Consider the following 21870-nt stretch of genomic DNA (forward strand, 5'->3'; position numbering starts at 1 on the left):
TGGTGGATGGCGACAAGATCCAGCTCCCCCGCCGCCGCGCCGATCACGTCCATGGTATGATCGGTGGAACCGTCATTGACCACGACCACCTGCGCGCCTTCACTCTGGCAGGCAAGCGACGTCAGCGTCAGCCGCAGGCGGTCGGCCTCGTTTCTGGAGCGGATGATGACACTTGCTTTCATGGCGTCCTGTTCCTCACGCTGTCGAATACGCCGATATCGTCGAGTACGCGGGCTGTTTCCCGCGTGACCTTTTCATAACCTTCGGGGGTCAGGTGAACGGTATCCAGCTTGAGCCTGTCCGTTCCATGGCGCGCGACAACAGCGTCCACATCAATAATAGAGATGCCTGTTTCGTGTGAAAGTTCCACAAGTGCGAGATTAAAACGCCGGATTCGTGTCGGATAGGTTTCATCCAGCCCCATATGACAGTGAACACCATCACCCGGCATAATAAAGGACAGGTTATAGACCAGTACCGGCACGTCGTTCACCGCGCGCAGGCGTTCGATAATCGCGGCCAGATTGGCCATTGACTGTTCCGGCGTAAGCAGGCCCAGGGGTTCAAAATCCTGCCGCAGCCATGCCCTGTCCTCATCACGCCAGTGCGCTATGTCGGGGGCATAGAGGTAGTAGCCTTCCGTCCGGTGCCGCAACATGCTGGATGTCACATCGGGCTGGATCGACAGGATGACCGCATCCGACGCGGTGGTGAACAGGGCGTCACTGAACTGGCTGGCCGCCGGATAACTGCCCAGCGGCACGTCACGCGCGGCCAGTGAGGCAGGCACGGATCCCGTCGCCGCCAGCAGGGCGTCCGAACGTGTCCATGTTTCATGACGTACGCGCGCCGTCAGCCCGGAATAGTTGCCGCGCAGCACCTCGCTGATACCATTCCATTGTAATGCACCGCCGATCCGGCACGAATGCAATGTATCATGAACATCGACATTACCTTTTGCGAAGAGGGTCAACCGCCGCATATGTCGCTCATTTTTCCACTCCATTGCGCGCATGTAACGCAGTGTCACCGGGAAAGATGCAGGCATGAAAAAACCGCGATACCAATATTTCCCGATATATGGACATGAACAGCGGCAATCATGAACCATGCAATATTCATAAGGGAAACTTGCGATGCGCCCACGGGTTCAGCCTGTCGGACACGGCTGGCTGGCAAGGAGAAACGGGTATGTCGGATTTTGTCGCTTCATTCACATCGGCGCATATGGATGCCCCCCCGGCGGAGCCGCAGGCCACGCGGCTGGTCCGGAACCTGCGCCGGGCCAGTATTTTCATTCCGGTTTCCATGCTGCTGATCGGCCTGTTCATTACAGCACTGCACTGGTACATGACACGCAACGGGACGGACATTCCCATGGAAAGTCCCTATTTCGTCAATAATATTGTGACATTACATGCGATTGAACGCCTGGGTGGCACGGATTCATGGAATCCCATGCTGGCGGTGCGGGACTGGCTATGGGGCAACCCCGATAGTGACGCCTATGAGCATTTCTTCTTCGGGCTGGGCACCAAGTTCCAGTACCCGTTGACATCCCTGCTGGCTGTCCAGTGGCTACCCCTGGGGGGTGCCTCCGCCATCCGTTTTCTCAATATTCTGGCGGTTCTGGCATGGATAGCCATTGCGCCGGGCATGATGCTGCTTGATCTGCAACTGGCGCGGCTTCTGGCGCTGCCGGGGCTGTCGGGCCAGCGTGATGGTCGCCTGTGGCTCATGGGGTGCGCGGCGCTGGGCACGCTCTGTTTCTATCCGCTCATGCGCGCGGTCTATCTGGGCCAGATCCAGATCTTTCTGGACGCACTGTTTGTTTTCGCCTGCTATTTCCTTGCACGCGGTCAATCGAAATGGGCGGGCATCCTGATCGGGCTATCCGCGCTGGTAAAGCCACAGATGGCGCTTTTCCTCCTGTGGGGCGCGGTACGGCGCGATCTGGCCTTTGTGACCGGGGCGGCGGTATGCTGTGTTCTGGGTTATTTTATTTCGGGTATATTGTACGGATGGGGGTGGCCGGTCAGCTACCTGCATGTGCTGGGTTTTATCGGCCAGCATGGCGAAAGTTTTTACGCCAACCAGTCCCTTGACGGGCTGCTTGACCGCATGATCGGAAACGGCCCCAACCTGATATGGGATGCACGGCATTTCGCGCCCTACAACGCCTTCATCCATGTAATGACCGTGCTCTTTACGCTGGTAATGATTACAGCCGCGCTATGGGTGGGCCGGATGGCGACAACCCCACTGGCGGGCATGACATCGTTCATGCTTGCAGCCCTGTGTTTTACGGCGGCGTCCCCAGTCGCGTGGGAACACCATTATGGCATTATGCTGCCCCTGTTCTCACTGATATTTCTGGCGCTACTGCGCAACGGTCCCGGACCCATGCCGCGCGGGGCACTCTGGGCCTGCCTGACCGTAACGTTCACCCTTGTCGCCAACTCCCTGGCGCCACTTAATTTTCTGGCTGATACCGCACTGAATATCCTGCAATCCTATCTGTTCGTCGCGGCACTTGGCGTGGGCGTTCTGGTTTTCCTGCTCCGCCACGATCTGGCTGGCCCGCGCGCGGGTGACCGGTTGCCTTATTCCTGCCCAAAAATATGTAACAGCCGGAAGCAACCGCGTGGGGACTGCTCCGTTCAACGCCAGGCGCTTTCATCAGCCTTGCCCAATTCCCATGCGGCAAAAACATGCGCCATTACCACGGTTCCGATACTTGCGTTGAAGCAACCTGTATTGAGGCGAAAATGGCACTGGCAGCATTGTCGGGTGAAGAGCCCTCATATCCCCTTGTCGTCGATCTGGATGGCACCCTGATTGCAACGGATCTGCTGATAGAATCCTTTTTCAGTTACATCGGGCGTGCGCCCGCCAGCCTGCCCCTTGTCCTGCTCTCGCTCCTGCGCGGGCGGGCCTGCCTGAAGGAGGTGCTGGCGTCACGCGCGCAGGTGGATGTAACCACCCTGCCCTATCACCAGTCCGTTCTGAGCCTGATTGACGAGGCAAGGGCGCAGGGGCGGCCCGTCTATCTTGCCACCGCGTCAAACGAACGTTTCGCGCAGGCCGTGTCCGCCCATCTGGGCCGGTTTGACGGGCTGTTCGCCAGCGACGTGAACCACAATCTCGCGGCCTCCAACAAGGCGAAAGTGCTGATCGACCGGTTTGGTGACAAGGGCTTCGATTATGTCGCAACCATCGGCATGACCTGGAAATCTGGCGTCATGCCCATCGTTGCCATGCGATCGGTCTCGACGCCAGATCGTCGCGCACGCTGAATACGTTCGGCAATGTCGATATAATGGAAAAACCCCGCCAGTCGCTGAAAGTGTGGCGGCGGGCGCTACGGGTGCATCAATACGCCAAGAATGTACTTGTCTTCATGCCCGCGCTGGCGGCGCATGACTTCAGCATGCATACAATGGTGGAAAGCTGCGTGCCTTTGCGGCTTTCTGCGCGGCGGCGTCGGCCATATACCTGCTGAACGATCTGGCGGATCTGGGTGATGACCGGCAGCATCCCTCCAAAAGGAAACGGCCCCTGGCCAGCGGCGCGCTGTCGGTTCATGCGGCGCTGACGGCCATCCCCGTGCTGGGGTTATGCGCCGTCATGGCCTGCCTGTTCCTGCCATGGATGTTTTCCTTCACCCTTGCGGGTTATGTCGCACTGACAACGGGGTATTCCTTCTGGCTCAAACGCAAGATGCTTGGTGATGTCGTGGGGCTTGCGCTTTTATATACAGCCAGGCTTCTGGGCGGGGGAACCGCGACGGGAATAGTACTCTCGGAGTGGCTGCTGGCGTTTTCCCTGTTCGTGTTCACCTCTCTCGCCTGATCAAGCGATATACCGAACTGCTGGTCCGTCTGGACGGGAACCTGCCGGAATCCAGTTCCCGGGCCTATCGCAAGGATGACCTTTTCATTCTGGCCGCGCTGGCTGCCACATGCGGCACAAACGCGGTTACGGTGTTCTGTCTTTATATTTCCTCACCCTCGGTTCGGGAAATATATATGCGCCCCTATATTTTATGGATACTGCCGCCTGTCCTGCTGTTCCTGCTGGCACGCGCGCTCATGGTGGCGCATCGGCGGCAGATGAACGATGACCCCGTCATCTGGGCGCTACGGGATCGGACCAGCCTGATTGCCGTGGGGTTTTCCACCCTTGTCGTTCTTGCGGCGATCTAGCATGGCGCAGCCCGTCACGACATCGGTAATGGCCCATCCGTTTGCGCGGCGTATTCCCGACTGGTGCCTGCAGGCCGTACTGATCGTATCCGCCGCCCTGTTTTCCATTGGCGTATCAGGTTACGCCGGGGGGCAGGAAAACAATTATTACCATCTGCCCATTCTGGCGCGGCTATATGATGAACCACAATTCGCGGATGACCTGTTCATCCAGAGCCTGCGTTTTTACGCATCCGGTTTCTGGATGCTGTTCGCCGGTCATGCACATGGGCAGGATGCCTATACTCTCCTGTTTTCATGCCAGATCATATCCCGCGTCATACTGTTTACCGGATTGCTGGCATGGGCCAGACTGGTGGGCATTGCGGGTATCAGGGCGCAATGCGTGTTCGTCGTGCTTGCGTCACTGTCTTCAATACTGCGAGGATACTCCAAAGCCGGTGACGGTGGCCTGCTGATTGATTATTTCACGCAATCGGAACTGGCGAATGGGACCACCCTGCTCGCCCTGGCCTGGATGGCGCGACGGCGGATAACGGCCGCATTCGCGATGAATGGCGTAACCTTTTTCATCAACGCCTTCATCGCCGTCTGGACGGCGGTTCCGATGGCGTTCATTTTATGGTTTCAATGGTATGAGGAAAAATGGCGGCTACGCCCGCTGCTGCTCCATGCCGTGGCGGGGCTGGCCATTTTTGCCCTTCTGGCCGTGCCGGTGGTCCATAATATCCGTATCAACCCCTATGGTACGGCTGTTCCCCCCTTTGACTATGTCACATTTCTGGAGGAGTTCTTTCCATATCATTTCCTGATATGGACAATACCCTCATCGGACATCTGGTCGTTTCTGGTCGTATTCTGCTGTGGCCTGGCGGCGACCTCGGCGCTGTCGGCAACCGGTTCCTTTCTTGCCGTCGCACTCTGGGGGGCGGTCATGGTCTGGGTTGCGGGAATTTTCCTGCCGTTTTTCACCCATTCACGCCTGCTGCTTAACCTGCACCTGCTGCGTTCGGGAACCACCGTTCACCTGCTGGCCGCCGTGGCGGTTGCCGCACTGGCAACCCGATGGCTATTTTCCCGTGCCGCATCAGACCGTTACATATGGGCACCCGCGCTGATCCTGTCGGCCTGTACAAGTGACAGGATGCTGCCCCTGATCATTATCGTGCTGCTGTTGCGGCGGGCGATCCCCGAACCGGAGTTCAGGCCATGGCTGCGTTATGGCGTGGCGACGGCATTGCTGCTGCCGGTCATCCTTTTCAGCATCATACACGGGCTTCACGTTCTTTCCGCTGAACGACAGGTTATCGCACAACGAGACGACTGGCAGGCGCTGGGTCTGTGGGCGCGGGCACGAACCCCTGAAACGACGGTTTTCCTGCTTCCCCCCGGCACATCACGCGGAACACGGCCCGGTTTCACGATCGATGCCGGGCAGGATCAACTGTTCAGCGGCGCGGTCGTATTCAATTACTTTTCGCACCGGCAGGCATGGATCATTCGGGCCTCCGGTTCGGCGGTCATGTGGGCGCCCGCCTATTACCCGACATGGCGCGACAGGCTGCTTGAGGTCGCCCGACTGAAGGATCTACCTGCCCGCCTGCACTACGCCGCGCAACACGACATTGCTACGTTGTCGATCACTGCGTTCAAACCGATCCGTTCCTGCCAGTCGCACGGTTCGGGCGTTTATGCGTATTTGAGTCATCCAGAGGAATGGAAACATGAAATTCGGGACCATTATTCTTGTTCTGGTCAGTGTATTACTCTCCTCATCCGCCCAGATCCTGCTCAAAACCGGCATGTCTGCGCCACGCGTGCAAAACGCCCTGTCCGGCCGGGAGGATCTGCGGCAGATCATCCTCTCTATTGCGCTTAATCCTTCCGTCGTGGCGGGTCTTGTGGCATTCGGCCTCAGCGCCATTGTCTGGCTTCTGGTACTGGCACGCATTGATGTCTCCCAGGCCTATCCCTGTGTCGCGCTGGGTATTGTGCTGACGGTGGTGGCGGGCATCGCGTTTCTGGGCGAACAGATTCACCCCTTGCGGATTGTGGGGCTGGTCGTAATTGTATCTGGCGTTATTATCATGTCGCGCGCCAGTTAGGTATCTGAAGTCTGATTGACAAATAATAAACGGTTTTGGTCGCCGATTTTTTAAATATGGCGTTTCCTGAAGCTTTTGGAAAAAAGCTTCACCAAAAACTTCCTTATAATATGCGCAATATTCCTGGAGCAGGCATAGGAGACGGGATCACTTTACCCGACACATTGGCCGGGTCAGCTTCGGTCATGTCCGTTTCCGGCTTCCTGTCCAGACCGAGGCGTCGTCCATCACGTTTTGACAAGGAGCCGTAACGAGATCATGGCGCATCTGCACGATGGTCAGATTCAGATGTGTAAGGCGTGGCCCCGACTACCCGGCACGTAGCTTCAGATGCCCCATAATACGAACAGATCCCCGCATAAGGACACGCTCCGGGACTTCCGAACTTTCTGAACGGAAGCCCCTCAGCGCAATCGCAACAGGATCATGTGCAGCAGGCACAAGGACTGACGGCATGTCGCCATACGATTTGACACGTACCCCCGCCGTCAGTCTCGCTGCTACTCTCCTGCCCTGATTATGCTTTCCAGGCCGGGTGGTGTCCGGCGTTATGCCTGGCCAGCACTCGGCAGCATCTCATCGCTGTATTTTTTGCGCTCCGTAAAAAGCTGCGTTACCGCGCTATAAACCTCGTCAATAGTAATGAACTTTATGCAGGCGACATCCTTGGCGCATTCATCGTAATTATGATGCAGGGAACAGCCCGCGCACGGAACACGGCGGCTGATGGCAATTCCTCCACGCTCCTGCCCCCATTCTTCCCATCCAATACGGAGGAATGAAGACTGACCACCTCTGTGCCACGCAGCGAGGCAAGATGCTTGGGGCCTGAATCATTTCCGACAAATACGGTGGAAAATGAAAGAAATGCGTCAAAATGATCAAACGGAATCTGACCACTGACATATACAATCATGCCACTCTCTAGCAGTTCGCTAGAAATTTTTGCCTTCTGATCCTCATTTTCGGCCATATATACAACACGAACGCCCATTTCCCGGGCAATTCTTTCGGCAAGTTTGGTGTAATATGGCCAGTGCGTAAATTTAATTCGCGCACCGCTATGAATGACAATATACGGATCAGAGCTGAAAATCCCATAGGGAACCAGCATCTCCCGACTGAGATCATCCCTTCTCATGACCCGGGCGCCGCTATCTATTGCAAGAGCAATAGATTCACCAATTATTCCGGTTCGCGCGGAATGTTTGACAAAGTCACATCCCGTGGTGGGATCATAACTGGAGAAATTCAGATCAATCGACTTGCGGTGACCACCGAAACCAACGGTCAATGGCGCCTGAATCAAAGGCAGCAATTTATGCGAATTCGCGGAAACAGGAAGATCAACCGCCAGATCAAACTTATATTTCTCAAGCTCTTTTTTCAGGCTTATCTGATTTTCCAGCGTCATGACACGTTCGTGCATGTCGGGATCATCGGGGAAATTGACGATTATAATATCATCAAAAATACCCAATGTCCGGGCCAGACCTTCATTGGCGCGCGACAGTAACCCTACTATTTTCGCTTCGGGCAATGCAGAACGGATTTTGCGGAGTGCCGGAATGGACGCGACCATATCCCCCAGTTGATCCGGGCGCAGAACAGCTACCGTCCTGATCTCGATCGGGAAGGAACGCGTATTACAGCGATGCAGCACGCTTGGTTGCGAATTGATCTGTTCCACCAGCGACAGTTTCGATTTTCTGTCAATGGGTGCGATAATCGCATCAGAATTTCTGTAAGTCTCGCGATCAAAGGGGGGCGCGACTATGAGCCGTTCGCGACGCCAGGTCTGATGCTCGACCTCCTCCAGACCGGGCGCTACCGCACGAAAAATAAAATCATGCTGACCGGGCTCGACATCCGTAAAGTCGACCCATGAATTATAACAATATTTCTTTATATTTATATTTTCTTTTTCCCTAGGCTGACGTGCCACAGTAAGACGTTCACTATGGATTATCTTCCCATCCATAAGTATATCTATTCTGTCAAGCGGCACAGCGGAGACCAGGTAGCCTCGCAACGCACTGATACCCCGGACAGTCAACCCGCGCCCCCACTCGGTAATCTGGGGCGTTCCGTTACGCGTAGGCACGAAAGCCGGCTGATGACTGACGCAGAGATCATCATACGGAACCGGAAGCAATGATCCGTCCAGAAGCGCGTTATGGACATTTTTTGTGATATCGTCCGCGGAAAGAACGCCGGGCTCTGTTAGCGAAACAGAGTCCTGAAGCTGTTTCATATTGCGTTCGTATCGCAGTTCCGCTGAATTTTTCAGCGCTGCTATTTCGCGGGCCGGATCCCCCCAGTTAGGATCCAGATCCAGAGCCGCCTGGTAATATGCAAGGGCTTTTTCATATTGTTTAATGGTTTTATAAAAATGCCCAAGCTGATGAGAGATCTCCCGATCGGTCGGGTCAAGAGAGTAAGCTACATCGTAGTGGTATTGAGCCTCGACAAAGTTACGTGACTCCTTGTACATGTGGCCTGCCTGAATATGGATGCCACGATCCACACGTAATTCAAGCGCATGACAGAAAAGTCTGGCGGCATCTACAAATCGCCCCGTATCGCGCGCACGGTCAGCCGCGGCTACGCGCTTTTTCCACTCCTGCTCATTCGCGTCGTTTGAATGCGAAGACTTGCCCTGATTACCTGAGTTTGATGAAAACCGCTTAAGTTTTTCCGGAAGAAGCCGATATATTTTGTCAATTTTCATCTCAAAACTCCTCCGAAATTACAAATACAATTCTGGAGACAAATGTCTGCATGGAAATATTTATTTCATGCCCGACAACATGACTACAGGGTTTATATTTTTCTAGTTCATAGGTACAGCTGCAAACTGACACGTTATGGGAGACCTTTATCAACGCATTTGGTTATATGGAGGGATTTAAAAAATCTTTTATCTTGACCACCGTTTCATGTTGTCATTTCTCCTAGAATTTATCACGGATTTACCCTGACATTTGGGTTATTTATAGGAGATTTTTTTCTTGTGATCCAGTGGGGAATTCCGCCGTTCCGGGCTTGAATCACTCCACCGCTGTCCCGCAGGAAATACCTGACGCGCTCCCGTTCCATGGAGTTACGGCATGTTGTCCAGGCGATCCCTTTCCATAATCTCCCATTTTTAACGAAACCCGGAATAAGGATTCCAGCCGGTTGCCTTCAATTTCCGATCTGGCGTTAACCCATTGTTCCATATGATGAATATTCTATGTCCCCATATTCAGGAACATCGCATGGGAACGTCCTGTCACTCCCCGATGGATGAGAACGGCCACAGCTCCAACATTTTGCCGGACAATTCTATTATAGTATTTAATATGAATGTTCTGCCGGGGCCGTTTTACACACTTTGAAAAATTATAACCGCACTTTTTTCGCATACCTCTCGGAATATGAGCTATAGATAACGAAGAGTGTAAGAATGTAGTTAATGCCTCAACATTCCTGACAAGACGAGCCACGCTTTACGATCAGTGTTTCGGTCGCATGACAAGACCTGCCGTCGTATCATGGCATCTGACGATTTTGACAGTTCATCGCCTGGGTTGTGCAAAGTTTGGCTTCCATCATCGAATAGATGACATGACCCCGGAAAATTTTTCCTGTCTGAACGGGTACCAGCAGCACTCTGTCCCGACCCTGAATATAAGCCGTATGAACGACGCCCCCAATGACATTTCCCCGGCATATCGGCCGTGATGCGGCATTTGCTCCTGACCCGCTTAATTTCGTCAAAGCCATGTCGCCCGCTTTACAGACTGACTATCAATGATATCGAAAATTGGTGTTACCTCGCGACCATCATGGTCAAGCGGGAGCGTGGCGAGCGTATGAATCAGGATCTGCCATTATCCTTTATGACCTCAGATGTAGAAACGGCCCTGTACAGTCATGAACGCGGAAAATGGTAAGGAAGTTACCGCACGAGCAACCTGCTATACGCGAAGATACCCTGACTGTTTTCTCCAGAACATAAATAGATGTCATCAATAATCGTTCCGCATCACACAAATTGCGCTCATATTCTGGTTCACCGTGCCAATATTTCACGCAGGTGGTCTCAGTTCAGGTCATCATGATCTCAAAACCAATGGGTCATAATCAGATGATAAAAGACTGTCTGAAAATCCTGCCTTTAAAACATCCCACACATCCTAAAGAAGTTTTTGGTGAAGATTTTTTCAAAAAGCTTCAGTAAACGCCGCCTTAAAAAAATCGGCACCTAGACCTTTATTGTTTTTATAAATAAATTGTTTTCAAATATCCTTTAATATTTCAAACTGCGCCTAAGGTACCCCCTCTCGCCGCATACACACATCGGGCTCGGCCATGGCGTAATGTTCCGCTGCGGCCACGGCATATCCGGCCGCATGAGCTGCGGTTGGGGTACTGCCGTCGCACGCCGCAGGCTTACCCGGGCAATCGCCGCGATCAGCATGGCAATCAGCAGGTAAAAATCCAGAAATCCCACCGTCGGGCTTGAAAGACATGCCGCAATCAGACGCCCGACTATTGCGGGTATCAAGCCTTCGATCACCAGACGTTCGGGACCGGGGGGAATGGCAATGCGCGTGCGCATGGCGGCCCGCAGCAGTTTCCAGTCAAAGACAAGCAGACCAATGACGCCAACCAGCCCGATCGTTGATAACAGGCCCGGCATGAGGCTGGATGCGCGATTGCTGCCCCACCCCACCCCAAGCCCGTAGGTTTCCCCCACCAGGGACATGGAATCATGATCCACCTGCGAACGGTCCTGATAGGACTGGCTGTCCTTTTTTTCGGTGGTGGACTGGAACACGAACTTCGCCGCCGGCACGACCTGCGGCGCGACGGTGACCAGCACCAGTATGCCACACCCTGAAATCGCGGCCCCCACCAGCATGAGGCGCGTGATATTGCCCAGAACCCGGTGCGCGCCCGTGGCGATGGCCGCCACCGGCAACAGGCATATTTCCGCTCCCACGGTAATGAATCCGGTGGTGGAGGTCGTGCAGGCCAGCGCCAGCGCGGAGGCCGGGATCAGCCATTTTGCGCCCATTACGGAATATCCCTGCAACACGATCCATACGCTGGAAAACAGGATCTCGCTCAGGAACGAGGCACAGGCCGCAGGTTCCGAAAAAGACGCGTTGATACGAGGCACCGGCCCCGCCACCTGTGTATCAAGCACCGCCCAGCCGGGATTGGAATAAAAAAACTTCTCGGCAAAGGGCACGCCGCCAACCCGGTGCCCGAACTGCCAGACACAGATGGCGACAACACACCAGCCAGACAGCAGGAAAGTGCTGTACAGCCTTTCAATCCGTATATCGCTGCGGGTCAGGAACCGGGCGGCCATGACCAGAAAGACAGCGTTGATGATCAGATACATATCCTGGGAAATATTGCCGAAACTCGGCCCAAGCAGGACCCGCCCCCCCACGCATCGGTTTTCTGTGGCCAGACCATGACTTCGTTCATGAACAGGCGCGGCATGATGAACGAGGCCAGCAACGTCCATGTCACGACCATGATGAAGGGAAAACACAGCGCCATCACCGGCCTGTCACCGGGATAGCGGACACCCAGAACCCATTGCAGCAGCACAAAACTCATGAAGGCCAGGGCCGGCACCATGGTGGGCTGCACCCCCATGCCGCCAAGGATCAGCGCCGCCGCCGCCGGAAGTATCCCCACCAGCAGCAGGATCTGGAGCATCAGGAAAGGACGCGCCCACAACAGCAGGCAGAGCGGAAACAGAATCATCCCGACTATTGGAACCGTCATTATGCGTCATCCCGATTTTCGCCGTTCCATTCCCTCTACTGCGCCGCCTCCAGCCCGCACGCGCGCAGCCTGTGCATGGCCTGCTCCACGACATGGAACATGGACTGGCGGAAAGACTCCTGCGAGAAACGCTGGGCATTGGCGCAGCAGGCCTGTGGCGTGACCAGCGCGTGCATGGCCTCGAACCGCTCGACGGCGGCGATGATGGCATCCGCGCTCTGCTCCGCGAAAAAAAACGCCGGTCGGACCACTGGCGTCATCCATGTCGCGCACGATATCGCACGCCCCGCCCCGGCCAAATACGATCAGCGGCGTGCCGCAGGCCTGGGCCTCGACCATTGCGATCCCGAAATCCTCCTCCGCGGCGAAGACGAAGGCGCGGGCCTCGCGCATCATTTTCAGCACCTCGGCATCGCTGACACGGCCATGCAGGGTAATATTGGGCGCATTCGCGGCCAGCGCCACAATCCGTTCGCGTTCCGGCCCATCCCCCGCCACATGCAGCGTCCGGTCCGGCATGCGGCGGAAAGCCTCGACCACCAGGTCGATCCGCTTGTAAGGCACCATGCGCGAGACGACGACGTAGTCCCGCCGTGGCGATGTGGAAAGCCCGAACCGGCGCAGATCCACCGGCGGGTACACCACCGTTGCTTCCCGCCGGTAGACTTTCCGGATCCGGCGGGCGATATAGCTGGAATTGGCCACGAACACATCCACCCCGGCGGATGAACGTACATCCCAGTTCCGCATCCGGTGCAGCAGCCAGCGCGCGTAAAGCCCCCGCAGGCCGCGCTCCATCCTGCCCTGCCGCAGGTACGCGGCCTGCATGTCCCACGCATAGCGCATGGGGGAATGCACGTAACAGACATGCACCTGATCCGGCCCCGTAATGACCCCCTTGGCAACTGCGTGATTGCTGGAAATCACCAGATCGAAGCCCGACAGGTCCAGCTGCTCCACCGCGATGGGCATAAGCCCCAGGTAATAACGGAAATAACGCCGGGCAAAGGGCAGGTTCTGGATAAAGGTCGTATGGACCGGCCGCCCCCCCAGCATCGCGCGCTCCGCCTGTGGCATGAAATCCACGATGGCGAAAATCTCCGCCTGTGGATACATGATGAGCAACTGCTCGATCACCCGCTCCGAACCGGCATAATGCTCCAGCCATTCATGAACGATGGCGACACGCATCGCCTGATGCGCCGGACGTGACGGATGGACAACATTCATGGCCGTACCCTCCGGTTCGCTGTGCAGCGGCGTTTCATGGCCGCGCATGAACCCATATGCTTTACGGATTAAGGGACTGGACGTTATTCCTGTCTTCGGGCATCAATATTTCAACAGTGACTGAAAGCACACGGGAATCGACGCCCGTGCAGGAGATGCCCTTTGACCCTGGAATCCCGTCACAAAACCTCCGCTGTTTCTTCCGCCGCGAACGCCCGCCCCACGCCCCCGGACCGCCTGCGCCCGGCACGGGGCGTTGTCATTGGCGTGTTGATGGGTCTGGCGGCATGGGCCGTCGTTATCGCTGGCTTCTTCGTATTCAGGTAAACGCGGATACGGCCTTAAAAGTGCCGTTCGTAAATCTTGATAACGTCGCCGGGCTTTACATAATCATAGGGCTTCATGTACCCGACAACGGTATGGTCGCCTTCCTGCCGGGCCACATAGGCCCGTGTTTCCAGCGCGCGATAGGTAAATCCCCCACCGGCGGCAACCGCCGTCAGTAACGTCATGCCCGGCTGATAGGGGTACTGCCCCGGCTTCGCCACCTCCCCCAGCACCGCGACCAGCCGGTAGGCCGTGACCTCGACCGAAATATTGGGATCACGCAGCATACGCGCCGATTGCAGGGCTTTTGTCACCTCGGCTGCGAATTCATCGGTCGTGAGCCCTTCCGCCTGAAGGCTTCCGGCCACGGGGAACGCGACCTTGCCGCTGCTGTCAACCCGGAAATCCGACGTGAACTGATCCTGTTCATACGTCATGACGCGAATTTCATCGTCAACGCCAAGACGGTACTGCCCGGGATCATAAGGGGCATGTGATGAAGATCCCAGCCGGGCGAGCAGCCTGCCAGCAGCCCCCCGATTACACCCGTAAACGCCGGCAGCCAGATGGCAACGCGGCGGGTCGTCGAACAGGTCGTCGGCATGCGTCGTATGCTCCTGTCATCCTGTCCCCTTCCCGAACGCAGGCCAGACTTCCACGACGCATGGTCTAGAGCGCTATATGAAATCCGACCAGAAAGTTATGGATCGGGAAAGCTCCGCTTCCCACCGTGTTCTGGCTGCTGAAATCATAATTGGCCGTAAGCCGCATGTGGCGGTTGATCAGCCACTCCGCGCTGGCGCCCGCACCGTATAACGTCTGGTTGTTACGTTCCTGATAGAGGACTGTATTCTGTAGAAAAGCGGGAGCGGTGGGATAGTTCGCTTTCTGCAACTGTACATATGCAGAAAAAACAATATTACGCTGGTAGGTATGGGTAACGCCGATACGTGCGCCGGTAAAAGTATACCCCACCACGTTTTCAAACGCGCTGTCCTCGATCCCGTGGCGGACATTGGCGGTCACGATGGTCAGGCGCGAGGGTGTCCATGCGAACTCGGCCTCCGCCATGGGGGAATTGATGGTGCCGTAACCATTGCCCCGGTACCGGCGTGTCTGGTAGCCCACCAGCGCGCGGAAACGGATCGGGCCACGCAGCCCGAAATCATACCCGCCCATGACCGACGCCCCGTTTGAATCACGCGATGGCGTGTTCTCCAGCTTGTTCTGGTACCGGATTTCGGTGCCCTGGACCACCAGCAGGGCATGACTGTCCTGGCTGACTTCGTACTGCGCGGTCACGCCTTCGGTAATCAGGGCGCGGTCACGGTAGCTCTGGCTGGGCACGAAGGCGGTGGCGGGCGAATTGCCGAAGGAATACCGCTGGATCTCGCCTTGCGGAATGAAGCTCAACCGCCCGTGCGTCGTGGCGGTATAACTCAGCCTGACGTCATCCACATTATAGGAAATGGGGCGATTCACGATCAGGGCGCCCAGATCGGTCGGCATCTGCACCAGGGTCAGATGCGTATAGGTCAGCCCGATCGAATCATGGGCGAAGTTATGGACCCCGCCTACATTGGCGTTCCAGTTCGTCCGGTTCTGGACGGAGCGGGAGGGATAGCGGATGTCATTGACGCTGATATCGCCATGAACCTGATCGTGCTGCCCCCAGCGGGAAACGGCAGCCAGATGCCCCTGTGTCGAGACAACGGGGCTGCTGTGGCCGCCCACGTTGCAGTCAACGTTGTTGTCATACCCTTCCGACTCGCTTCCATCGGCATCAATGCGCAGGGGTCCGTACCGCTTGCCCAGCGGGGCGTAGGCGCCCATGGCCTGCACCTGGGCGGGTTCGCGCAGCAGTTCCCCCGCCTCGGTCCCGATGGCGGGGAAATATGTATTGATGACCTGACCGAATGCATTATCGGCCATAAATAAAGGGGCGGTAGCGGTCAGGCCCAGCCGGAAGACCATTATCTTGCGCACCAGATACCCTATTGATCGTTCATGGAAGGATAGATGGAAAAAGCCGTCATTCTATAAAGCGACCCCATTTGTATTCTTTCTTATTTATCTACGCTCAAGACCGCACAAATAATTATCCTGCCCGGATGGAAATTTTCAAGCGCGGTATTATTTGCATAATTTCTTGCTGCGACGGTTGTCACGTTTGTGTTATTTTACACAATATTATTTTTTTAACCTTTGCAGGAAACTTGAATCCCCGCCGCCACGTATTAGGCGTGGTACGGCCAGACGAGCACCCATGCATACAGCTCCCTCCGACATGGCTGAACCAGGTAAAAAACCACAGCATCAAATATTCTGGCTCTACATGTCCTGTATTTATGCGGAGTACATCAATGGATGCTCATGTTTCCCATGCGGCAGTCGGGTCCGCCACGACGGCATTCGGCCTGGACAGTGAGTCCCTGTTTGAGGCCGAGGATGTCGCCGTTCCTTCAACAAGGCTTCGCCATCCCCACCTTTCGTGCGCAACGGCGCTGATCGCGACGGACTGCACGGCTTTCACGTTTTCCCTTGGCGTGGAAGAAATGTTTTTTGGAAAAAACATTTATTACATGGATGGTGGTTTTTTCATCTCATGTTCCCTGTTTTTCATCATGCTGGGCTACTTTGCCTGCCAGCGCCATTATACCGACCGCCCGCCCTTCTGGAACGAATCGGCGCAGATTGTCGGCGCGGCGATCATGGCGGCATGCGCCTCCATCGCGCTGACATGGGGCACGATGCCGGTGCTGCTGGCGCTCCTGCCTTTTGCCGTGTTTCCGCTCATTGGCATTACGCTGCGGCAGACCACCAAAAGGCCCCTGCACTGGATGGGGCTGTGGCGTATTCCCGTTCTTCTGGCCGGTGAGCCGGAAGCCTGCGCCCGCGCCATAGAAATCTTTTCCAGTGAGCGTTTTCCCGGCCTGCGTTCGGTCGGGTGCGTATCCTCCTCACGGCTGCTGGGCATGTCCGGCGCGCAGCAGCATCGCAGGCTGCTGGCCCGGTACGGCGCGGTGCGCCTGCTGCTGGTGCTCGACACATACGACCAGCACGGGCAGGCCGTGATCGAACATGTCACCCGCACCCGCCTGCCCTTCACCCTCATGCCCGCGATGGGGGGGGTGCCGCTGGACACGGGTGCCAGTCCTATTTCAGCCATGACGGCATGATGATGACATTTCGCAACAGGCTGGACCACCCGCTGCACCGTGCGGGAAAGGTGGCGCTGGACCTGTTCGTGGCGTCACTGGTGCTGCTGGCCATCCTGCCGGTTCTGCTCGCGGTGTACGCGCTGGTGCGGCTGGATGGCGGTCCCGCCATATTCGGGCACATGCGCGTTGGCCGGGACGGACGCCCGTTCCGGTGCCTGAAGTTCCGGACCATGGCCGTCAACGCCGACGCCATCCTTGCGGACCTGCTGGCGCGCGATCCGCAGGCGGCGGCTGAATGGGAAGCGACGCGCAAGCTGACGGACGATCCGCGCATCACCCCCATCGGGCGGATACTGCGCAAGACCAGCCTGGATGAACTGCCTCAGGTGCTGAATGTGCTGCGGCTGGAAATGAGCCTGGTCGGCCCCCGCCCGATCGTCATGGCCGAGGAAGTCCATTACGGCAAGGACATGGCGTATTACACCGCGACACGCCCCGGCATTACCGGCCTGTGGCAGGTCAGCGGCCGCAGCGACACGTCCTATACCCGCCGCGTCCAGCTGGACAACTGGTACGTACGTAACTGGAGCCTGTGGCGGGATGTCGTGATCCTGGTGAAGACCATACCCGCCGTGCTGGCGCAAAAAGGCGCCAGATAAAGGGAAACCGGCCCCCGCCACGGCGGGGCCTGGTTTCCGCCCCTCCCACTCCGAGAGGACGCAAGTGATGAATACGCTCCAACTACCGTCATCCTATAACGGCGCCGCGCCGGACCCGGTGGCGATACAACAGATTTCACCCTTGCATGCTTTCAGCGTCATGAACCGGCACCGCCTTGCCATCGCGCTTGTCACGCTGGCGGTCGCCCTTCCGGCAGGGGCGGGAATCTTTTCCCTCAAACCTTATTACAACGCCTCCTCCATCCTGATCGTCGGCACGCGGCAGGCTCCGTTCCGTGACCTGCAGGCCACCGTCGCCTCGCCCGAGGTGGATACCGTGGCGGTCAACAGCGAGGTCAGCATCCTGCGCAGCCCCGCCATCGCGCGCGCCGTGGTGCAGAAACTGGATCTGGTCAATAACCCCGAAGTGCGCGAGACGCTGGATTCCGTTCCCCTCGTCAAACGTATCATGGATGTGGCGACCAGCTTTTTCACCACCCCCGCGCCCCGCGTGCCCATGACGCAGAACGAGCGCATCCAGGCCACCGCCACGCTGCTGGACCACTGGGTCACGATCCTGAATGACGGACGTTCCTATATCATCACCATCACCGCCAGCACGAACGACGCGCTGACCAGCGCGCGGATCGCCAATGCCTATGCCGATGTCTATCTGGACTTCAAGCGCCACATGAAAATATCGGCCACATGGCAGGCCAACGCCATGCTGGATGAGCAGATCGTGCCGCTGCGCGAACGCCTGCGCAAGGCGGAACAGGCGGTGCAGGCGTTCCGGGAAAAGAACGGCCTGATCGCCGCCGAACTGGAGCGCGCGCCCGGCGCCAACGCCAATAACGCCGATAATGGCGGCACGACCGTGACCGACCAGCAACTGACCCAGATGAACCACCAGCTTACCATGGCGCGCGCGGATCTGGAATCACGCCGGGCGCGCTATGCCGAAGTACGCACCGCCATCAGCAACGGCAGCCTTGACAGTATTCCCGATGCCGTCTCCTCCCCCCTGATCCAGCAGCTTCAGGCACAGGAAGCTCAGATCAGCAGCCGCGCGGCCAGCCTGAGCCAGACGGTGATGGACGGCAACCCCGACCTTCAGGCCGAACGCGCGGCGGCGGCCCAGGTCCGCCGCCGCATCGCGGCCGAGGTTCACCGGATCGCCAGCAGCGCAGCCAAGGAACTGTCCAGTTCCGAGGCACAGGTCACCGCGCTGTCAGCGGCGGTCAACCGGCTTCAGGGGCAGGTCACCGCCGAGAACGAGGCCGACGTGACCCTGCGCCAGTTGCAGAGCGAGGCCACGGCGGCGCGCACCGTCTATCAGGATTATCTGGGCCGCTTTGCCCAGACCTCCACACAGGCGGAACTCCAGGTGGCCGAAGCCGACCTGATCTCACGCGCGGATACGCCGCTCAGCCCGTATGGACCGCCGCGCAAGCAGTACATGGCCATCGCGGTCATTTTCGCCCTGCTGATCGGCGCGGGATCCGCGCTGGTCATCGACCGCATGCACAAGGGTGTCAGAAGCACGGCGGAACTTGACGCCATTCCGGGGCTGTTCGCGCTCGGGCTCGTGCCCGCCTTCGCCGGGCCGCTGCGCCGCCAGTATGTCAGCCGGGAGCGTTCGGCCTATCTGGAAACCGTGGAATCCATCCGCAGCGTCCTGTCATTCGGCCATAGCCGTTTCCGCGCCAAGGTGGTGCTGGTCACATCGGCGGAGCAGGACGAGGGGAAAACCACTTTCGCCCTCTCGCTGGCCGCCAATACCGCGCGCTGCGGGCAACGCGCGCTCGTGATCGACTGTGACATGCGCAACCCGTCGGCCATGCGGGTGATGGGGGGCATCAGCGTGCTCCATAACAGCCAGATGCCGGTGGACGCGCTTCTGGCCGGGCTGGAGCGTGACGTGCTGCCCGGCGTGGACATCCTTACGCCCGAAGGATGCTGCACCGTGGCGGGGGCGCCATGCTGCTGCCCGAGGAACTGGGGCAGATCCTGTCCCATGTCCGCTCACAGTACGACATGATCATACTGGATACGCCCCCCGCCCTCGCCTTTCCCGACGCCGCCGTCCTGTCACGGCAGACGGATGGGGTGGTCATGGTGGTCAAATGGGGGCGGACCTCACCTTCCACGCTGGTGCAGGCGATGCGCGCGCTGCGCACCTATGACGCACGCACGCTGGGGGCGGTGCTGACACAGGCCCCGCCGAACAGTCTGGGCGAGGCGGAAAAGCACCCGTTCCGCATCTACAGCCATTACGGACTGCTGCCCCCTGGATGAAACACCGTGCAACCTGTGGAGTGCCCTGGTGAACCCAGTCATCTATGTCAACGGACGCTTCATGACCCAGCACTGAGCGGGGTGCAGCGTTTCGCCCTTGAAATCAGTCATGCGCTGGCCCGTGTCACCCGCGCGCGGGGGGAGCCGCCGCCCGTCATGCTCACCCCGGCGGCCACCATTGCCGGAAGCGCCACGCCGGACCTGCCCCGGCGCATGGTGGGCCGCTGGCATGGGCAGGTATGGGAACAGCTTGAACTGCCACGGGCCGCGCGGGATGGTGTCCTGCTCAATCTTGGCAACACCGCCCCGTTATGGGGGGGAAAGCGGATCGTGATCATCCATGACGCGGGCATTTTCAGCCAGCCGGGATCCTATTCATGGAAATTCCGGCTGTGGTACCGGCTTTTGCACACCCTGCTGCGCCATACCCGCGCGCAACTGGTGACCGTATCCGAATTCTCACGCACGGAACTGTCCAGATACCTGCGCATTCCCCCCGGGCGCATCGCGGTCATGAGCGAGGGGGCGGAACATATCACCCGCGTCCCGCCCGATACGACCATCCTGACACGCCACGGGCTGGCCCCCCGGCAGTTCGTGCTGGTGGTGGGCAACCTGGCGCCCCACAAGAACCTGGCCCGGCTGGACGCGCTGGCGCGCGTGCTGGCGATGCGGGGGATTCCGCTCGTTATCAGCGGGCGCGTGAACACAACCATATTCAACGCCAGCGGCATGCAGTCCCTGCCCCGACCCGCCACCTATATAGGCGTGTCAGCGATCAGGAACTGCGCGCGCTGTACGGGGCGGCGGCCTGCTTCGTGTTTCCATCCCTGTATGAAGGATTTGGCCTGCCGCCGGTGGAGGCCATGGCCTGCGGCTGCCCGGTTGTCGCGGCCGACATTCCCGTCCTGCACGAAATATGCGGCCCGGCGGCGCTGTATGCCGATCCCCTTGACCCCGAAGCCATCGCACGCGGCGTGACGTACCTGCTCGACACCCCCGCCATGGCGGAGGACATGCGCGCGGCCGGCCTGGCGCGGGCCGCCGGCTATACATGGGACCGGGCCGCGCAGTCCCTGCTGGAAATCGCGAGGAACATGACCCCATGATCCCACATCATTGCAACAAATGGGCGCGGAACCTGATGCGGGCCTGCATGGGCGCGGGGCTGCTTATGGGGCTGTCCCGCCCCGCGCCCATGCCGCCCCGGCCACGCAGTCCGTCTGGTGCAGCATTACCGAGCCAATAGCCGACGGCTGTTCATAAGCGACCCGTCCCACCTGCCCACAACCTCGCGCATGACGGTGTTTTCCTACAGCGGCCGTTTCGCCCGCACCGTGAACATGCGCTACGGCCTGCACTATGTGCTGGTGGGGAATTACTGCCTTGCCTTTCCAACACCGCGTCGCGCCGCCATCGCGCATGCCGACATGATTGCGCATCTGGCGGACCAGAATTTCCAGATCGTTACCGTCGGTATTTTCTGACCCCGCGCCGAGGAGACATGTTTATGACCGCGCAGCCTGCCACGCCCTTGCGCATCCCTGCCCAGCCCAGCCATGAATACAGGCCCCATGACTGGCCGCCCCAGAATAAAAAGGCCACGCCACCCGGCATTACCCGATATTACGCCGCCACGCACGGCCCGGTGGCCGGGCCTGATGTCCTGCCCGACCCGGCGGGGCATGAGGATGGGAATTTCCTCTTTCGCCTGCTGCGCCGCCAGTTCCGGTATTTCATGGGTTTCGATTTCGTGCGGACATGGCGCAAACGGGCGGAGATCCTGTCCGCGGGCGTGGTCTGGACCCATACGGAGGCACAGGCGCGCGCGGTCCTGCTGCTTTACCGCCTGACACCCCTGAGTGCTCATCCCCCCCTTATCGCGCAATGTGACTGGCTTACGGAACGCTGGGCGCTGGAACCGTCATGGCGCAGGCTGGTCCTGCGTTCGCTGCTCGCGCGCGCGGATGTGCTGACCTTCATGTCAGGGCAGGACATGGCCTATGCCCGCGCCCTGCTGCCGGGGCGACGCATGGAATGGGTCGGGCCTGCCGCCCCGCTTCCTGAACCACCGCCCCGCCCCCCACATATG

At 58.3% G+C, this 21870-nt stretch carries 21 protein-coding genes and 1 pseudogene; 13 read left to right on the forward strand and 9 right to left on the reverse strand.

Translation table 11 applies throughout. From position 1 onward, the window contains the following. The coding region (locus tag JCM25156_RS20895) for a glycosyltransferase (protein ID WP_034958169.1) at nucleotides 1-182 on the reverse strand (182 nt) is incomplete at its 3' end. Continuing rightward, nucleotides 179-880, reverse strand: a complete 702-nt coding sequence (locus JCM25156_RS02605) for an SGNH/GDSL hydrolase family protein (RefSeq protein WP_242402414.1) — start codon at nucleotides 878-880, stop codon at nucleotides 179-181. The genes JCM25156_RS02605 and JCM25156_RS20895, both read right to left, overlap by 4 nt. A gap of 311 nt (nucleotides 881-1191) precedes the next feature. On the opposite strand from JCM25156_RS02605, the gene JCM25156_RS20900 reads away from it, so the two are divergent. The 6 genes from JCM25156_RS20900 to JCM25156_RS02640 all read left to right on the forward strand — a co-directional run bounded on the left by JCM25156_RS20900 (nucleotide 1192) and on the right by JCM25156_RS02640 (nucleotide 6310). Continuing rightward, complete coding sequence (locus tag JCM25156_RS20900) at nucleotides 1192-2838, forward strand: glycosyltransferase family 87 protein (RefSeq protein ID WP_159104952.1); 1647 nt, start codon at nucleotides 1192-1194, stop codon at nucleotides 2836-2838. Next, complete coding sequence (locus JCM25156_RS30540; protein WP_025812043.1) at nucleotides 2784-3296, forward strand: haloacid dehalogenase-like hydrolase; 513 nt, start codon at nucleotides 2784-2786, stop codon at nucleotides 3294-3296. The genes JCM25156_RS20900 and JCM25156_RS30540 overlap by 55 nt, the downstream gene beginning before the upstream one ends. Before the next feature lie 211 nt (nucleotides 3297-3507). Further along, the gene (locus JCM25156_RS30545; protein WP_407637092.1) at nucleotides 3508-3852 is read left to right on the forward strand and encodes a UbiA family prenyltransferase; all 345 of its coding nucleotides are present in this window, start codon (nucleotides 3508-3510) and stop codon (nucleotides 3850-3852) included. Then, complete coding sequence (locus JCM25156_RS30550; RefSeq protein WP_025812045.1) at nucleotides 3807-4205, forward strand: hypothetical protein; 399 nt, start codon at nucleotides 3807-3809, stop codon at nucleotides 4203-4205. The genes JCM25156_RS30545 and JCM25156_RS30550 overlap by 46 nt, the downstream gene beginning before the upstream one ends. Before the next feature lies 1 nt (nucleotide 4206). Then, complete coding sequence (locus JCM25156_RS30555) at nucleotides 4207-6084, forward strand: hypothetical protein (RefSeq protein ID WP_242402415.1); 1878 nt, start codon at nucleotides 4207-4209, stop codon at nucleotides 6082-6084. Further along, nucleotides 6023-6310 carry a DMT family transporter gene (locus JCM25156_RS02640; RefSeq protein ID WP_242402416.1) on the forward strand — a complete coding sequence of 96 codons (288 nt, stop codon included), beginning with the start codon at nucleotides 6023-6025 and terminating at the stop codon, nucleotides 6308-6310. The genes JCM25156_RS30555 and JCM25156_RS02640 overlap by 62 nt, the downstream gene beginning before the upstream one ends. A 649-nt stretch (nucleotides 6311-6959) precedes the next feature. Here the strand turns inward: JCM25156_RS02640 and JCM25156_RS27570 are convergent. The 6 genes from JCM25156_RS27570 to JCM25156_RS02680 all read right to left on the reverse strand — a co-directional run bounded on the left by JCM25156_RS27570 (nucleotide 6960) and on the right by JCM25156_RS02680 (nucleotide 15592). Next, a complete protein-coding gene (locus tag JCM25156_RS27570; protein WP_084296412.1) occupies nucleotides 6960-9041 on the reverse strand; it encodes a glycosyltransferase family 9 protein in 2082 nt (693 codons plus the stop codon). Between the two features lie 1563 nt (nucleotides 9042-10604). After that, nucleotides 10605-11708: a hypothetical protein gene (locus JCM25156_RS20915; RefSeq protein WP_242402417.1), complete on the reverse strand. Its 1104-nt coding sequence runs from the start codon at nucleotides 11706-11708 to the stop codon at nucleotides 10605-10607. After that, nucleotides 11699-12034 (reverse strand): hypothetical protein, encoded by a 336-nt coding sequence (locus JCM25156_RS30560; RefSeq protein WP_242402418.1) that lies wholly within the window; start codon nucleotides 12032-12034, stop codon nucleotides 11699-11701. The genes JCM25156_RS20915 and JCM25156_RS30560 overlap by 10 nt, the downstream gene beginning before the upstream one ends. 75 nt (nucleotides 12035-12109) lie before the next feature. Beyond that, entirely contained in the window at nucleotides 12110-13381 is a 1272-nt protein-coding gene (locus JCM25156_RS20920) for a glycosyltransferase (protein WP_242402419.1), read from the reverse strand. A gap of 293 nt (nucleotides 13382-13674) precedes the next feature. Beyond that, nucleotides 13675-14097: a polysaccharide biosynthesis/export family protein gene (locus JCM25156_RS20925; RefSeq protein WP_242402420.1), complete on the reverse strand. Its 423-nt coding sequence runs from the start codon at nucleotides 14095-14097 to the stop codon at nucleotides 13675-13677. A gap of 232 nt (nucleotides 14098-14329) precedes the next feature. Continuing rightward, nucleotides 14330-15592 carry an outer membrane beta-barrel protein gene (locus tag JCM25156_RS02680; RefSeq protein ID WP_242402421.1) on the reverse strand — a complete coding sequence of 421 codons (1263 nt, stop codon included), beginning with the start codon at nucleotides 15590-15592 and terminating at the stop codon, nucleotides 14330-14332. A gap of 431 nt (nucleotides 15593-16023) precedes the next feature. Between JCM25156_RS02680 and JCM25156_RS30565 the strand changes: the two genes are divergently transcribed. From JCM25156_RS30565 to JCM25156_RS30575, 4 genes are all read left to right on the forward strand, one after another. Further along, nucleotides 16024-16839, forward strand: a complete 816-nt coding sequence (locus JCM25156_RS30565) for a hypothetical protein (protein WP_034958173.1) — start codon at nucleotides 16024-16026, stop codon at nucleotides 16837-16839. Next, nucleotides 16836-17480 (forward strand): sugar transferase, encoded by a 645-nt coding sequence (locus tag JCM25156_RS30570; protein WP_084296413.1) that lies wholly within the window; start codon nucleotides 16836-16838, stop codon nucleotides 17478-17480. Before JCM25156_RS30565 ends, JCM25156_RS30570 begins: the two co-directional genes overlap by 4 nt. 67 nt (nucleotides 17481-17547) lie before the next feature. Then, nucleotides 17548-19521: a GumC family protein gene (locus JCM25156_RS20940; protein WP_242402422.1), complete on the forward strand. Its 1974-nt coding sequence runs from the start codon at nucleotides 17548-17550 to the stop codon at nucleotides 19519-19521. Further along, the gene (locus JCM25156_RS30575; RefSeq protein ID WP_242402423.1) at nucleotides 19461-19778 is read left to right on the forward strand and encodes a tyrosine-protein kinase family protein; all 318 of its coding nucleotides are present in this window, start codon (nucleotides 19461-19463) and stop codon (nucleotides 19776-19778) included. Before JCM25156_RS20940 ends, JCM25156_RS30575 begins: the two co-directional genes overlap by 61 nt. A 107-nt stretch (nucleotides 19779-19885) precedes the next feature. Here JCM25156_RS30575 and JCM25156_RS30580 read toward each other — a convergent pair whose 3' ends face one another. Continuing rightward, nucleotides 19886-20131: a hypothetical protein gene (locus JCM25156_RS30580; RefSeq protein WP_242402424.1), complete on the reverse strand. Its 246-nt coding sequence runs from the start codon at nucleotides 20129-20131 to the stop codon at nucleotides 19886-19888. Between the two features lie 24 nt (nucleotides 20132-20155). Between JCM25156_RS30580 and JCM25156_RS20950 the strand changes: the two genes are divergently transcribed. From JCM25156_RS20950 to JCM25156_RS20960, 3 genes and pseudogenes are all read left to right on the forward strand, one after another. Then, on the forward strand, nucleotides 20156-20887 hold the full coding sequence (locus JCM25156_RS20950; protein WP_242402425.1) for a glycosyltransferase: 732 nt from the start codon (nucleotides 20156-20158) through the stop codon (nucleotides 20885-20887). 117 nt (nucleotides 20888-21004) lie between these two features. After that, nucleotides 21005-21265 (forward strand): hypothetical protein, encoded by a 261-nt coding sequence (locus JCM25156_RS26990; protein WP_148299283.1) that lies wholly within the window; start codon nucleotides 21005-21007, stop codon nucleotides 21263-21265. 23 nt (nucleotides 21266-21288) lie between these two features. Next, nucleotides 21289-21870: pseudogene (locus JCM25156_RS20960) on the forward strand (glycosyltransferase); the annotation flags it as partial.

Source organism: Komagataeibacter kakiaceti JCM 25156 (assembly GCF_000613305.1).

What these genes read in the sequence shown, in the direction of transcription:
- JCM25156_RS20900 (WP_159104952.1), top strand. Translation starts at nt 1,192, where the DNA reads ATGTCGGATTTTGTCGCTTCATTCACATCGGCGCATATGGATGCCCCC.
- JCM25156_RS30555 (WP_242402415.1), top strand. Translation starts at nt 4,207, where the DNA reads ATGGCGCAGCCCGTCACGACATCGGTAATGGCCCATCCGTTTGCGCGG.
- JCM25156_RS27570 (WP_084296412.1), bottom strand. Translation starts at nt 9,041, where the DNA reads ATGAAAATTGACAAAATATATCGGCTTCTTCCGGAAAAACTTAAGCGG.
- JCM25156_RS20915 (WP_242402417.1), bottom strand. Translation starts at nt 11,708, where the DNA reads ATGTATCTGATCATCAACGCTGTCTTTCTGGTCATGGCCGCCCGGTTC.
- JCM25156_RS30560 (WP_242402418.1), bottom strand. Translation starts at nt 12,034, where the DNA reads ATGCTCCAGATCCTGCTGCTGGTGGGGATACTTCCGGCGGCGGCGGCG.
- JCM25156_RS20920 (WP_242402419.1), bottom strand. Translation starts at nt 13,381, where the DNA reads ATGCGCGGCCATGAAACGCCGCTGCACAGCGAACCGGAGGGTACGGCC.
- JCM25156_RS20925 (WP_242402420.1), bottom strand. Translation starts at nt 14,097, where the DNA reads ATGACGTATGAACAGGATCAGTTCACGTCGGATTTCCGGGTTGACAGC.
- JCM25156_RS02680 (WP_242402421.1), bottom strand. Translation starts at nt 15,592, where the DNA reads ATGGCCGATAATGCATTCGGTCAGGTCATCAATACATATTTCCCCGCC.
- JCM25156_RS30565 (WP_034958173.1), top strand. Translation starts at nt 16,024, where the DNA reads ATGGATGCTCATGTTTCCCATGCGGCAGTCGGGTCCGCCACGACGGCA.
- JCM25156_RS30570 (WP_084296413.1), top strand. Translation starts at nt 16,836, where the DNA reads ATGATGATGACATTTCGCAACAGGCTGGACCACCCGCTGCACCGTGCG.
- JCM25156_RS20940 (WP_242402422.1), top strand. Translation starts at nt 17,548, where the DNA reads ATGAATACGCTCCAACTACCGTCATCCTATAACGGCGCCGCGCCGGAC.
- JCM25156_RS30575 (WP_242402423.1), top strand. Translation starts at nt 19,461, where the DNA reads ATGCTGCTGCCCGAGGAACTGGGGCAGATCCTGTCCCATGTCCGCTCA.
- JCM25156_RS30580 (WP_242402424.1), bottom strand. Translation starts at nt 20,131, where the DNA reads ATGCCCGCGTCATGGATGATCACGATCCGCTTTCCCCCCCATAACGGG.
- JCM25156_RS20950 (WP_242402425.1), top strand. Translation starts at nt 20,156, where the DNA reads ATGGAAATTCCGGCTGTGGTACCGGCTTTTGCACACCCTGCTGCGCCA.